14 protein-coding genes are annotated in these 13,170 nt (G+C 37.3%); 1 reads left to right on the forward strand and 13 read right to left on the reverse strand.

Features of this window, described 5'->3' with window-relative positions; genetic code table 11:
• Nucleotides 1-5 precede the first annotated feature (5 nt).
• A complete protein-coding gene (locus IGJ18_RS12350; RefSeq protein WP_010720999.1) occupies nucleotides 6-323 on the forward strand; it encodes a YrhK family protein in 318 nt (105 codons plus the stop codon).
• Nucleotides 324-616: 293 nt separating this feature from the next.
• On the opposite strand, the gene IGJ18_RS12355 is transcribed toward IGJ18_RS12350, so the two are convergent.
• From IGJ18_RS12355 to IGJ18_RS12415, 13 genes are all read right to left on the reverse strand, one after another.
• Nucleotides 617-1,084 carry a GNAT family N-acetyltransferase gene (locus IGJ18_RS12355; RefSeq protein ID WP_010721000.1) on the reverse strand — a complete coding sequence of 156 codons (468 nt, stop codon included), beginning with the start codon at nucleotides 1,082-1,084 and terminating at the stop codon, nucleotides 617-619.
• Nucleotides 1,085-1,355: 271 nt separating this feature from the next.
• Nucleotides 1,356-2,609: a PTS sugar transporter subunit IIC gene (locus IGJ18_RS12360; RefSeq protein ID WP_010721001.1), complete on the reverse strand. Its 1,254-nt coding sequence runs from the start codon at nucleotides 2,607-2,609 to the stop codon at nucleotides 1,356-1,358.
• Between the two features lie 34 nt (nucleotides 2,610-2,643).
• Nucleotides 2,644-2,961 carry a PTS lactose/cellobiose transporter subunit IIA gene (locus IGJ18_RS12365; RefSeq protein ID WP_010721002.1) on the reverse strand — a complete coding sequence of 106 codons (318 nt, stop codon included), beginning with the start codon at nucleotides 2,959-2,961 and terminating at the stop codon, nucleotides 2,644-2,646.
• Between the two features lie 15 nt (nucleotides 2,962-2,976).
• The gene (locus IGJ18_RS12370) at nucleotides 2,977-3,297 is read right to left on the reverse strand and encodes a PTS sugar transporter subunit IIB (protein WP_010721003.1); all 321 of its coding nucleotides are present in this window, start codon (nucleotides 3,295-3,297) and stop codon (nucleotides 2,977-2,979) included.
• A gap of 280 nt (nucleotides 3,298-3,577) precedes the next feature.
• Nucleotides 3,578-4,252: a DUF1003 domain-containing protein gene (locus IGJ18_RS12375; RefSeq protein WP_081128849.1), complete on the reverse strand. Its 675-nt coding sequence runs from the start codon at nucleotides 4,250-4,252 to the stop codon at nucleotides 3,578-3,580.
• Nucleotides 4,253-4,305: 53 nt separating this feature from the next.
• Complete coding sequence (locus IGJ18_RS12380; protein WP_438843390.1) at nucleotides 4,306-5,298, reverse strand: aldo/keto reductase; 993 nt, start codon at nucleotides 5,296-5,298, stop codon at nucleotides 4,306-4,308.
• Nucleotides 5,299-5,474: 176 nt separating this feature from the next.
• Nucleotides 5,475-6,314, reverse strand: a complete 840-nt coding sequence (locus IGJ18_RS12385; protein ID WP_081128853.1) for a GH25 family lysozyme — start codon at nucleotides 6,312-6,314, stop codon at nucleotides 5,475-5,477.
• 168 nt (nucleotides 6,315-6,482) lie between these two features.
• Entirely contained in the window at nucleotides 6,483-7,295 is an 813-nt protein-coding gene (msrA, locus tag IGJ18_RS12390; protein WP_438843465.1) for a peptide-methionine (S)-S-oxide reductase MsrA, read from the reverse strand.
• Nucleotides 7,296-7,487: 192 nt separating this feature from the next.
• Entirely contained in the window at nucleotides 7,488-8,228 is a 741-nt protein-coding gene (gene truA, locus IGJ18_RS12395) for a tRNA pseudouridine(38-40) synthase TruA (RefSeq protein ID WP_207414521.1), read from the reverse strand.
• A gap of 132 nt (nucleotides 8,229-8,360) precedes the next feature.
• A complete protein-coding gene (locus IGJ18_RS12400; RefSeq protein WP_094940687.1) occupies nucleotides 8,361-8,996 on the reverse strand; it encodes a DUF998 domain-containing protein in 636 nt (211 codons plus the stop codon).
• 186 nt (nucleotides 8,997-9,182) lie between these two features.
• Nucleotides 9,183-10,631 (reverse strand): response regulator transcription factor, encoded by a 1,449-nt coding sequence (locus IGJ18_RS12405; protein WP_438843391.1) that lies wholly within the window; start codon nucleotides 10,629-10,631, stop codon nucleotides 9,183-9,185.
• A gap of 4 nt (nucleotides 10,632-10,635) precedes the next feature.
• Nucleotides 10,636-12,363 (reverse strand): sensor histidine kinase, encoded by a 1,728-nt coding sequence (locus IGJ18_RS12410; RefSeq protein WP_438843392.1) that lies wholly within the window; start codon nucleotides 12,361-12,363, stop codon nucleotides 10,636-10,638.
• A complete protein-coding gene (locus tag IGJ18_RS12415) occupies nucleotides 12,356-12,970 on the reverse strand; it encodes a YesL family protein (RefSeq protein ID WP_010721012.1) in 615 nt (204 codons plus the stop codon). Before IGJ18_RS12415 ends, IGJ18_RS12410 begins: the two co-directional genes overlap by 8 nt.
• Nucleotides 12,971-13,170: the final 200 nt, after the last annotated feature.

The raw sequence follows: 13,170 nt of genomic DNA on the forward strand, positions 1-13,170 counted from the left end.
GAGAGATGCCAGAAATAAAACGAAAAAGCCATGAAATAGATATTGGGAAAGAAGAAGATATCGAAATTGCTGGACAACGTTTTCGTCTTTATTTCCAGAACCGCTATACATTATTGTCTCTTGCAGTTGATTTATTAACAGGGATTTTTTATATTTTTGGAAGCGTAGCGTTGTTAACAGATATTCCAGACCGTTATAGTACCTATTGTTATCTAGTAGGAGCGATCTTTTTGACTGCACGTCCTATTTTGAAAATAGTACGTAATGTCTTCATCTATGACGAGAAAAAAAAACAAAAAAAGAGCGAAAAAAAGAATGAATAAGAAAGCTTCCTAATTTTTCGGTAAAAAGACGGAACGCCTATTTAGGACAGCGAGCTCATTCATGCTTTTCCAACAAATCAACCATTCTAAATTCCAGGACTGATAGAACTTTCTATTGCTCCTGGAATTTTTTTTTAGCTAAAAAATAGTACCGTCCACTAAATAATACTCGAATAACCAATATACCAACAAAAATAGCATCAAGAAACAATTTCCGATTTTTCTTGGCATTGCTCACCAGAAACAAAAGATTACTGCTCAGACAAAGAACCCTTTTGAGTAATCAACTCCGGTCACGTTGTAAAAATCGCTAGTTGATATAAATAAACCGGGATCCCTTCATTATCTTGTACCGTCGTCAGATATTCCCACTCATATCTTTCATAAAAACCTGTATGGTCAGTCGCTACATAGAGCTGCGAAATCCCAAGCGCTCCCATATCCTCTCGAATAAATGATAAAATCTCTTTGGCAATTCCTTGATTACGATACTCTTTTTCAACAAACAATGCACAAACATTCGGAGTCAAATCTGGACGATCATGAAAATCATTCGCGATGACCCCTGCTCCAGCGATAATTTTTTGTTCTGACGTCACGACTATATACCATTGAGGAACAGCGTTAGATGATTGAAGAGAATCTTCCATGCTCTCTTGGTAAAAGGAAAGCGGAAGATGCCATTTTGACGTAAACCATTGCGCTGCCTGTTCCAACCATTCAGGTCTTTCTCTGATCTTAACCAACTCATAACCTTTCATTTCGTCCTTTCACTCCCCTATACATTTGCACTATTATAGCACGCTTGTTATCGAAATGGTTTTTTTAAACTCCAAAAAAACCTCCTTTTATCCTTCTTTTTCACTAAGAAAAAAGAAAGCAATCCTTGAGCCATTTATCCAAAAAAAAACAGTTGTCATGACCTCTGTCAGACAACTGTTTTTTTTGATCGCTCATTAAACGAAACAAGATCTTTTCACTAAAGAATAGCTACTTTTGATTGTATGTGCTGTTTCTTTCTTTTATGTGCTTTTAGCCGTTTAATGCTTCTTTTCTTTTTTCTTGAACTGTCGCTACTTTCACAAATGGTAGGTAAATCAAGACAGATAAGATTAAGTTGATAGCAGCTAAGACACCGCCAGCGATACTTTTTGTTGCTAATACCCCACCGATTACTGGTGGTGTTACCCATGGTGGCATCACCGTTGCAGCTGGAACTAGTCCGGTAGCAGTAGCAAAATAAGCAACAGATACTAAAACCATTGGGGTTAAAATAAACGGAATAAACATAATTGGGTTCAATACGATTGGTAAACCAAACATTGTTGGTTCATTGATATTGAAAACACCTGGTGCGATCGACAAGTTCGTAACAACCATATAAGGTTTATTTCTACGTCCCACTAAATAAATCGCTAGTAACAGACCTAATGTTGCCCCTGTACCACCTAAGTTGACAAAGCTATCAAAGAAAGGTTTGTTTACAATGTATGGTGCGCTATGACCAGCAGCAATCGCATTAACATTCGCTTCGATTGCTGGTGCATTGATTGTTTGCATCAAAGGGTCTACCATATTTGCTCCGTGTAATCCAAAGAACCATAAGAATGGTGTAATGAATGCTAACAACAAAGCTGAAGGATAAGAATTGGCTAGTCCCATGAATGGTTCTTGAACAATTGTATAAAACGCGCCTACGATATCATCTACACCAAATGCAGCAAAGATCGCAGCAATCAAAGCAAAGAATGAGATCGTGATCATTGCAGGTAATAATGAAGCAAAGGCTTTAGCTACAGCTGGTGGCACGCCATCAGGCATTTTGATGATTAATTTTTCATTTCCACTTAAACGAACAAAGATTTCTGTTGAAATAATCCCAACAATAATTGCAATAAATAAACCATTTGAGCTCATGCCCAACGCTCCGCCTAATGCGAAGAATGAACCTAAAGAAATTACTCCAGCAGAAACGCCGTCTTTACGATAACCATTTGCTAAATGATAAGCAAGTAGAAAGGCGATCAAAACTGAAAGAATCGCAAATGTACCATTCCAAGCAGCTGCGCCAAATCCTTTCCAAGCTTCGCCACCAAAAATTTTATTCATTAATTCTTGGAAACCAGGAATAGGCAAGTTATTGATCATTACTGCTAACGCACCTAAAATCATCAAAGGCATACTGACCATAAATGAATCACGAATCGCTACTAAATGACGTTGAGCACCAATTTTTGATGCCACAGGTATAAAATGTTTCTCCATAAATGCAACAAATTTATCCATGTTTCTTTCCTCTTTTCTATTTCACCAGTTTACTTTAAGCATCTAAACGTCGATATAAATCAATGATTTCTTTTGCTAAATCTGTAAATGCAATCGAAGTCATCAGATGGTCTTGGCTGTGAACCGTTAATAAAGTCACTTCCATATGATTACCTTGTGCTTCTTGTGTTAACATTTCTGTTTGAGAGTGATGAGCTTGCACTAAAGATTCTTCCGCATCTTTGATTTTTGCATCAGCTAACTCAAAATCTCCTTTTTTCGCTGCAGCAATCGCTTCCATTGCATCGCTTTTTGCATTTCCGCCAAACATGATCAAACCCATGATTGCTTCAAGATTTTTTTGCTCTTGCATTGTTGGTTTCCTCCATTATTTATTGATTAATGATTCTGCTTGTTCTAATACTTTGGCACCGTTCATCATTCCGTAATCTTGCATATTGATTACATCTAAAGGAATTCCTTTTGGTGCTAATTTTTCAGCAAATTGATTTTGCATAAAACGTACTTGTGGACCTAAAAGTAAAACGTCTACATTTTTTGATTCTAATTGATTGTCTGCATCTGAAGCAGATACTGCAAAGATATCAGCCTCGATTCCTTTTTCTTCTGCCGCTTTTTGCATTTTTGTTACTAATAAACTAGTACTCATTCCAGCTGAGCATACAAGCATGATTGTTTTCTTTTCCATTTTCTACACTTCCCTTTCTTGTATCTTACACTTTTATATAAAGCAATTACCGTGCCAACTTTTAAAGCGCTTTAATCCCTTGTCGTGCTAACGCTTTCAAGAGGACACTGTATAGATGCACACTTCTTTTTTCTTTGCACACTAAAATTAGTGTGCAAACGTTGATCATTTCTCTGATAAATTTGTGTAGCTCATTCATGGTATCAAAAAAAATAAGCCGTAGTTTCGCAAAAATGACTCCTTTGTGCGAATTCCAGCTTATTTTCAACTGCTTGTCCTACTATTCACTTTTTGTCGTTTCTTGGAATTTTTCATTTAATTGGGTTAATAACTCAATTTGTAATTGTTGTAATTCCAGCATTTGTTGCCATTGCTGTGACATCAAATAATCGATTTTTTCATGCAACAAACTAATTTCTAACTCAGCTTTTAGGTTTGTTTGATAATCATGGTCGGCTGCTATCCGATCTCTAGCTGCTTGTCTGTTTTGACTCATCATAATGATCGGTGCTTGGATAGCAGCTAAACAAGAAAGCACTAAGTTCAAAAGAATGAACGGATATCGATCAAATGATAGGCCAAAAAAATGTAACGTATTCAACAAGATCCAACTACCTAAAATCACTACAAAGAGAAAGATAAACGGCCAACTACCACCAAACTTGGCAATTGCATCTGCTGATTTTTGACCAAAAGTCGCTTTTTGATTGATCGTTGTATTTAAATTTTGACTAATGATTTGCTTATTTTTCAACTGCTCTAGCATTTCTTGATTAATTTTTTTTGTTTCATTCTGGTCTTGAATGATTTTTTCTTTTATATACTCAAAATGATAATTCATAAAAGTAATAAAAGGGATTTGGGACTCTATGGTCAGTTTCTTATTTTTTTGTAAAATAAATGAACGAATATCTGTATCAATTGTTTTCAGATGAACGTAATCTTGATGAGCCATGGCAACTCCTCCTTTACGTTATTTTTCTGAGAAAAAGGAAAAAACAGCTTTCATTAGTGTCCTAAGATTTGTTCAATTTTCTGTTCTTCTTCAGGTGAGAAGGAAAGATTATCCATCACCCGAACACTTTCTTCTAATTGACTAAGTCGACTAGCGCCTACAAGCACACTGGTAACTGACTCTTGTCGTAGATTCCATGCTAAAGCCATTTGTGCTAACGTCTGTCCACGCAAATCAGCTAAATCCTGTAATTGCTTGATCTTACCCAATGTAGGTGTCACTTGATCTTCTGATAGAAAAGGAATTTCTTTACGATGGGCTCGAGAATCTTCTGGAATCCCATGTAAATAGCGTTTAGTTAATAACCCTTGCGCTAAAGGACTAAAAGTAATAGCTCCCAGACCTGTCTCTTCTAAAACAGGTGCTAAATCTTCTTCTAATAATTCTCTTGAAAACATATTGTAACGCATTTGGTGGATAATAAATGGAGCGTTCATTTCACGTAAGATAGCAGACATTTTCTTCGTGTCTTCCCCGTTGTAGTTGGAGATCCCAATATACAGTGTTTTCCCTTGACGAACTAATTGCATAAGCGCTTCTGCCGTTTCTTCCAAAGGTGTATCTGGATCAGGACGATGATGATAAAAGATATCTACGTAATCTAACCCCATCCGTTTGAGGCTTTGATCACAACTAGCAATGATCGATTTACGGGAACCCCATTCTCCATAAGGCCCTTCCCACATGTGATAACCTGCTTTGGTTGAAATGATCATTTCATCACGATACGTTTGAAAGTCTTCTTTAAAGATCCGACCAAAGTTTTTCTCTGCTGCTCCTGCTGGTCCACCATAGTTATTGGCTAAATCAAAATGTGTGATCCCCATATCAAAGGCGCCACGTAAAATTTCCCGTTGATTACTTATAGGATCATAATCACCAAAATTTTGCCATAATCCTAAAGACAGCAAAGGCAATCTCAACCCAGATTTTCCAGTTTTTCGATACGTCATTTTTTCATATCGCTGCTGATTTGCTACATACATTTTTTATCCTCCTCTTAACCAAGTATACGCTTTCAAAAAATGTGACTCGTCACTTCTTTTTCCTAGTATGCGTACGTGTATTTCGTTTTTGATAACTATCGTTCTATGTGCATTATACGCTTATCGTTGGCGAATTACTAACAAAAATCCTCTTTAGCCTCAATCATCACCATGGATCATTTGGTAAATATCCCTAGGTAATCGGTGTTGATATCGAATTGTTTTTCGGTAAATTCTGGAAAGTATAAATCACTTGCCCATTGCCAAGCAGCTTTTTCTATATGTAAAAGTTCGTTTTCTGAAGGATTCTGAGGCCATTGTGCTACCCAGCAATTCTCTTTTCCTAAGACATCCAAGTCTAAAGTTCCATTCGTAAACCATGAAAGATTGGAATAATGAACCACCTGGGAAAAACCAGCTGCTTGAATGGCCTGACTAAACACTTGCGCATTTTCAGTCACTCTTGCTAGATTCATTTGAGGATTTTCACTATCGTTCACAACTACAGTAGAATAAGGTAAATTTAATTCTTTTAGATAGGCTAATAAATAGTAGGCTTCTTTTTCGGTGTCTTCTGCATAATTAAACCAAGCATAATGATAGACACTCACTTTCAACCCCGCCTGGATAGCATTCGCAACTTGTTCAGGGGCCAGTGGGTTCCTATAAGAATCCCCTTCTGTTAACTTAACTACTACACCTGTGATCCCATAGTTTTTCATTGTTTCATATGCTTCGACAGATAAATAACCATTATGTGAGGAAACATCAATAAAATCTTTTGGCGGTCTACTATTTTCAGAAGCAGAAATGCCTGACCCCGAATCCAACAAATTTACTCGATTATTACGTTGTTTTGCCACCACATTGTCTAGTAAATGCTGTTTGCTTTCAGTGATAATTGTTTGGGTGCTTTCTGATTTTTCATAAGTATGGACCACAAAAAATGTTGAAAATATTGAAAATACTGAAAATAAAAAAAGAACACTAAAAACCAATAAACGCCTTTTCTTCATCATAGGTACCTTCTTTCTTTTATTTGAGAGAGGTTTCTCAAATAAGTGTACCACTTAATCAACAGCGCTTACTTAAAAGTATTATTAGATTTTAATCGTTATTAAATCATCTAGCAATTTTAAGGGAATGACTGATTTTTACAGAACATCTTCCACTTACACGATTACTTATTCGTCTCCCCCAGACCATTTTTTCTTTGCCCGCTTAAAAAATAAAAATTGTTGATGAGACTTCTTGATCTTCTTATAACGTTTTTGTTGTTTTTTGTAAAATTGTTGATGATAATTTTCAGCAGGCCAAAAAGTTGTTGCTGGCTTGATCTGTGTGACGATTGGTTCCGCAAACTGATGCGAAGCAATCACTTGTTGCTTGGATTTTTCTGCTAGTGTTTTTTGTTCTTCATTTTCTACAAAAATGATAGAGCGGTATTGATTCCCACGATCCTGAAACTGTCCAAAGGCATCTGTTGGATCGGTGACTTGCCAAAAAATCGCTAATAGTTCTTCATAGTTTATCATTCGCCGATCAAAAATAATCTCCACTGCTTCCACATGCCCAGTCGTGCCACTGCTAACTTGGTCATAGTTAGGATGTTCGACCTCCCCGCCAGTATATCCGGACAACACGGAAATAATCCCTTGCCGTGTTTCAAACGGTTCGACTAAGCACCAGAAACAGCCCCCGGCAAAGACGGCTTTTTCTTGATAGCGTTCATCGGTGATCTGGTGTTTCGCAAAGTCGTAAGACACTTGTCCCATCGGATCATGGGTGATCTTCAAATAAAAGTCCATGACGTCAGGCGTCAAATTCCCCCGAAGTGCTAGTGGTCGTAAAGAGACTTCAATCATTTCAAGGATTTCTTTTCTTTGTTTTCTTTCCCCCATTTGGTTTTTCGCTTGGATCAACAATGTCCGTTCCCATTCACGGGTATTAGGGTTTAAAATGAGATTGTATAATTCTGCTAGCTCTTGCTCCACCACTTTTCCCCTCACTTCTTGGTCAAATATGTAAATTCGTCCTGAATGTATCACGAAACTAGCGAAATTGCGAATAGACCGCTTAGAGGAGTCGTGGGAGGGATTAGGCTACTCAAAAAAACTGAGACAGCCATTCTTTTGCCTGCTACAGGCAATCAAACGACTCTCTCAGTTTGTTCTATTTGATATGAATGTTTATTGGTAATACACTTCGTCTAAAAATAAACCATGTGCCGGCACGGTTTCTCCTGCCTGTTGTCTTACTTTATTCTCAAAAATATCATCAATCGCCGAAACGGGTAATTTTCCTGTACCGATCTCCAAGAGTGTACCCATCAAGATCCGAACCATCTTATACAAAAAGCCATTGCCCACAAAGGTAAAGTGCAACATGCCGCCTTCTTGTTCGATTGAGAGTTCATGAATCGTACGAACTGTTGATTTTTTTGATTTTTTCAAGGCAGAAAAACCGATAAAATCATGACTTCCCATTAGTTTTTGACAAGCTTCATTCATTTTTTCCAGGTCTAGTTCTTGCGGAAAATAGAAACTATGATTTCGTTCAAAAACAGTTGGAATGGGATTATTCCACACATAATAGCTATATTTTTTCCCTGTCGCATTGTATCGAGCATGAAAGCGTTCAGGCATTTCTTCCACTTTCTTGATCACGATATCTCTTGGTAGATAGCGGTTGAGAAAAGTTAGCATTTCATTACGACTCATTTGAGAAGTCGTTTTAAAGTTTGCCACTTGTCCTCTGGCATGTGTCCCAGAATCCGTGCGCCCCGATCCAATGATCTCCATTTTTTCTCCAGTCATCTGTGAGATGATTGCTTCGATTTTGCCTTGGATTGTTTTATCGTCATCTCCCAGACGTTGCCAGCCTGAGTAACGTTTCCCATCATATTCGATCGTTAATTTGATATTTCTCATGTCTTTCATTAGACTCCCCTACGATATACATTTGCACATCACGATGTGCGGTCAAGGTTTAGTCTGACACATTTATCCTGTGGTTTCAATCAGTTTTACTAATTTCCAGCATTTAGTTAGGGCTACAGTCCGCTATGCCCTAATGTGTAAGATACTTAACCACACAATTGGTAAATAATTAAAGAAAAAACTGATCCGTTGACAAAAACCTAACTGATTCAAAACCGGCAATTGATTTAATCCGGGAATACGTGCTGCGCCATAAATTCCTGCAAAAACCAAACTGGCAACTAGTAAAATAAAAAACGATTGAGTTAATTGTGCATCGCCCATTTTGCGATACAATAAGAAAACAAATAAAGGGAACAAAATAAATCCACCATACCCAATCCCTGAACCAAGATTGTGGATCCAAGTCGAAAAATTCCAAGAAGTTTCGTTCGTGTCCACACTAAATAACCCGGTAAAAATACAATCTGTAACACCATATAGACCGATGGCAGCTGTCACTAATAGAGCAAGTGGTTTTGAAGTAGAAACAAAAGCTTGATATAACGCTGGCATTGCCAAAACATACAAGCAGCCAGATATGACCGACCAAATCAAAAATGCTTTTCGTACGGGACTACCAACATCCCCAAAAAGACTGATCACAGCAGTCATTTGATTAAGTTTGGGATAAAAAATCCCTAAAACATACGGCGTCAGAAAATCACTTACTACTCCTGACAATAAAAAATAAAATCCATATTTACGTAAAAAATCCATCCTGCATCCTCTTTTCACCAACCAGAAAAAAGAAAGTTTCATGCTCGCTTTCTTTCAAAATTCTAGACATCATCTAGAAAAATTGTACCGAATTATACTAATTTAAACAAGCTTCAAGACATGCGGCACCTTGGATTTACTTGATGAGGGTAATGAGCACTTTCCTCTGAACCACAGTAGCTGATTTTATACGATCATTCCATTCTTTTCACGATATTCTTTTGGTGACTTGCCGACGATTTTTTTGAACAACTTTGAAAAATAGGTTGTGTTGTTGTAGCCGATCTCACTAGAAATTTCATTGATATTTTGATTGCTATGCAGCAGCAACCATTTCGCTTGTTCCATTCTGAGATGATTTAAATAAGTTGAAAAACTTTTTTTCGTTTCTTTTTTGAATAATTGCCCCAAATACATCACATTCAAATGCAGGCTTTCTGAAACTTCTTTCAAGGTTAAAGGTTCTCGGTAGTGTTCGTGTAAGATCGTCATCACTCGTTCGACATTCTCGCTATATCGGACTTGTTTTTGCTGTTCCTTGATCAAAGATAGTAAGAGTTGATGCAGTTCTTGGACTGTTTTTGCTTGATTGATCTGTTGAATCCCTTTTAAATATTCATCGTCTTCTAGCCGAATCAATTCCCGGTGGATATCCATAAACAACAAAAAACTAAAATGACGGATATCATCCGGTGTCATCACAGCAGTTTGGAATTGATCAAAAAATTGAGTAATCATTTGTTGGGCACTAGCCAATTGCCCGCTTTTCAACACACGATTAAACGAAGAAAAATCAATTGCCTGTTCTTTCGCTGCTTCTTGTTCGGCAAAAAAGATATGTTGGTCTTTTTCACCGTAGAATTGATGCAGTTGTAAATTATCTTTGGCATGTTGATAACTCTCAGGGATCTTATCAGGATCTGCTGTTTCATCTCCAATACTGATCAACCAGTTTTCTTCCATACTCTTCTCTTGAATGAAGAGGCAAAATGCAGAAACTGACGCTTCTTCCAGCAACAAAGTAAAGCGTTCCATGTCTCCAAAGTTTCGTTGATAATAAAAAAGTTCTTGGTGGTTTTTCAGCCACTGATTCACTGATTTCCCGACGGATCTAGACACTTGAGCGAGTAAAACTCTTCGTTGTTTCCCTCCGATTTTGTCTAAAATCTCTTCTTCACTCACTTCATCTAATTCTTCATTGAGCCACTGACTAAAAAGGACTTCTTGATAGATTTCTTGCTGGTTTTTCTGTTCAATTTGATGATCTAATTGCTGCTTCACTTTGGTTAAACTAGCAATCAGTTCGGTTTTATTAACTGGCTTCATCAAGTAATTGATGGCCCCTAATTGCATCCCACTTTTTAAATAATCAAATTCCTGATAACCAGAAAGAATCATAAATTCAAACGCATGATGTTCCTTTTGAGCCGCCTCGATAAATTCTAAACCATTCATTTCGGGCATCGTGACATCTGTTATAACTAAATCAATGGATTGATTTTCTAAAACAGACAATCCTTGCATCGCGTTTTCTGCCGTTGCGACTACCTGAAATCCCAAACTTGCCCAATCAACAATTTTTTGCAACCCTGCCAAGATCATATATTCATCGTCGACTAATAACACTCGGTACATGTTCCTACCCCTTTTCTTTAAATGTAATAGTGACAGACAATCCTCCTTCTTGATTGGTACTTAGCTTCATCTGATAACTATGTCCAAAACTAGCACGCAAACGTTCATTCACATTTTGCAATCCAATCGATTGATACAATTCGACTTTAGGATGCGCCAATCTTGATTCGATCTCTGCTAAGCGTTCCGGTGTGATCCCTTTGCCGTTATCCTTCACAATAATCTGGACTCGTTGCCCTTCACGAAACACTTTCACGCTTAAGGCATTATCAAAACGTGTAAAATCGACCCCATGTTTAAAATAATTTTCGATCAATGGTTGAATCACAAACTTCGGTACTTCGATACTTGCTAATGATGGATCAATGGAAAAATGATAGGCGATCCGGTTGAGGTAACGCATCTGATATAAATAGACATATTTTTCGCAAAAGTCCAGTTCTTCCTTTAAACTGATCGTCTTTTCTTGATTAGTATTGTTTCGCAACAAGGCCGAAAAAGCATACACCACATCTGCCAATTCTTCGCTGCCTTCACTTAACGCATACATCCGAATATACTCTAACGTGTTATAGAGAAAATGAGGGTTGATTTGTGCTTGTAATGCACGCATGTGGGCATCTTGCTGTTTGATTTCCAATTTATAGATATCTTCAACATATTGGTTGATGCTATCCAACATCTCATTGATCCCTATAGAAAGGTCTTTTAATTCATATTCCGTTTGTGTCGTATCGATCCGCGTCTCCAAATTCCCTTTGGCCGTTTCATTCATTGCATCCATCACGAGATCTACTTGTTGCGAATAGCGCTTGAAGGTTTGGTATAAAAAGAATAACAGACTGACATCTAATAGAAATACACCGAAAATCAATGGTGCTAAATCTTGGATAACCGCTCGTCTAACCATCGAACGATCTAAAGTAGCCAATATCCGGTAATCATCGGGTAATTGTTGGTACTGGATGAAATTATTTTTTTCAAGGTTTATCAGTGGCAAAGTGGAATTTTCTTGAAGGCTGGTTGTAATCAATTGTTCTTGGGTTGCTAGTTTATCCTTTGTCATTCCTTGATCATGGAATGTGTATAAACGGTTGGTGGTACCAGAGATCATATACAATGATAAGCCGCTAAAGGTATTCAAACTCTTTAATGCCGCATCCAATTCCGCTTTTTCAAAACCGACGAACATGCTCCCGACTTCGCTTCCACCTTGCGTGATCGACATTTTGATATAAAACGCATCTGTCAATTTAGGCGTACCACTTTTAATCACCCCACCTTTATTTGCTCTAGAAGATTCCAGATACTCAGGCAATTGACTGAAAACAACATAGACGGAGCTGACTTCCTCATAGCTGACATAAATATCTCTCATTAGATAAGGAAAAGAGACAAAATCGGTCGTTTTTTGTTGTTGATCATAAGCGTACATCAAATATTCATTGATCGGTTTTGTCAGATAAGTAGTCGCATTCTCGATTTTATCAGAGTTCCCCAACAATTGGTCTTTAATGATTTTACTTAGTGTCGTTTTATCGTTCAGTGTACGACTGGTACTTTGTAACGCCTCACTTGTCGTTCGCTTGGCTTGCTCTTGCGTTTGTACCCACGTATGAACACTGATGATAGCAGTCGCCACCGTTGTTAATAAAATCAGGACGAGCGCATATTTTCGGAAAAGACGATTCAGAAGTGTTCCTTGTGAAAATAAAATACGCCATTTATTCATAGCTTTCTAACTGCATATCCAGTTTTTCCCGCCATTGTTTGGTTACCAGCCCATTCCAAACAGTCAATAAGCCAATCACACCAAAGAGAATCAGTCCTTTATAATTCCAAGTTAGCCAAAAAATAATGCCTCCGCCAATCAACAATTTCAAAAAGGTCGAAAAACTGGAAAAACCTGAAACAAAACTTAACTTAAGTAGGTTAGGAATCGAAATTTCGTATTCACTATCTAAAATCAAGCTATACTGATAAGTGGAGTAAATATAAAGTAAACTAAAAATCAGGATAAAATCAGTAATCAAAAAAAGAATGCCTTGAATTTGAACAGATAAGTATAAATTATAGCCAAGCAAAAATGTCCCCGCTAAAAATAAACCAAACAACACATTCCCACGGACAAATGTTTGTTTAAATGTTTCCCACCCTCGCTTAAACGTAATCTCTTTATATTCAAAACCATAAAGATAAAACAATTCGTTGACTGTTTTATAAGCAGGTCCAATCCCTAATACGATGGCTCCCATCAGTGTATAGATCCAAAAATAAAAAGTTAATTTCATGACCACCCACACTCTGATAAATAATGTTTCTAGTGCTTTACCTAACATGCGATTCCCTCCATAAAAAACATTGTATTCCCTTTCATTATACAAGAGTAGTAAAAAAGTAAAAGAACCAGTTTGATAAAAAGCCTAATGAACTTTTAGCTACTTGGTTGCTTTTCTTTCATTTCTTCGGACACTAATCAAAAAGCAGAACTCTCCAAAAATTCGACATGCAAATTTCGGAAAAAGTTCTGCTTCTTTCT

The sequence above is a fragment of the Enterococcus sp. AZ078 genome (assembly GCF_051714985.1).
Lineage (GTDB): Bacteria > Bacillota > Bacilli > Lactobacillales > Enterococcaceae > Enterococcus_B > Enterococcus_B hirae.

What these genes read in the sequence shown, in the direction of transcription:
- IGJ18_RS12380 (WP_438843390.1), bottom strand. Translation starts at nt 5,298, where the DNA reads ATGTATGTAGCAAATCAGCAGCGATATGAAAAAATGACGTATCGAAAA.
- IGJ18_RS12410 (WP_438843392.1), bottom strand. Translation starts at nt 12,363, where the DNA reads ATGAATAAATGGCGTATTTTATTTTCACAAGGAACACTTCTGAATCGT.
- truA (WP_207414521.1), bottom strand. Translation starts at nt 8,228, where the DNA reads ATGAGAAATATCAAATTAACGATCGAATATGATGGGAAACGTTACTCA.
- IGJ18_RS12350 (WP_010720999.1), top strand. Translation starts at nt 6, where the DNA reads ATGCCAGAAATAAAACGAAAAAGCCATGAAATAGATATTGGGAAAGAA.
- IGJ18_RS12360 (WP_010721001.1), bottom strand. Translation starts at nt 2,609, where the DNA reads ATGGATAAATTTGTTGCATTTATGGAGAAACATTTTATACCTGTGGCA.
- IGJ18_RS12375 (WP_081128849.1), bottom strand. Translation starts at nt 4,252, where the DNA reads ATGGCTCATCAAGATTACGTTCATCTGAAAACAATTGATACAGATATT.
- IGJ18_RS12385 (WP_081128853.1), bottom strand. Translation starts at nt 6,314, where the DNA reads ATGAAGAAAAGGCGTTTATTGGTTTTTAGTGTTCTTTTTTTATTTTCA.
- IGJ18_RS12355 (WP_010721000.1), bottom strand. Translation starts at nt 1,084, where the DNA reads ATGAAAGGTTATGAGTTGGTTAAGATCAGAGAAAGACCTGAATGGTTG.
- IGJ18_RS12400 (WP_094940687.1), bottom strand. Translation starts at nt 8,996, where the DNA reads ATGGATTTTTTACGTAAATATGGATTTTATTTTTTATTGTCAGGAGTA.
- IGJ18_RS12365 (WP_010721002.1), bottom strand. Translation starts at nt 2,961, where the DNA reads ATGCAAGAGCAAAAAAATCTTGAAGCAATCATGGGTTTGATCATGTTT.
- IGJ18_RS12415 (WP_010721012.1), bottom strand. Translation starts at nt 12,970, where the DNA reads ATGTTAGGTAAAGCACTAGAAACATTATTTATCAGAGTGTGGGTGGTC.
- IGJ18_RS12370 (WP_010721003.1), bottom strand. Translation starts at nt 3,297, where the DNA reads ATGGAAAAGAAAACAATCATGCTTGTATGCTCAGCTGGAATGAGTACT.
- IGJ18_RS12405 (WP_438843391.1), bottom strand. Translation starts at nt 10,631, where the DNA reads ATGTACCGAGTGTTATTAGTCGACGATGAATATATGATCTTGGCAGGG.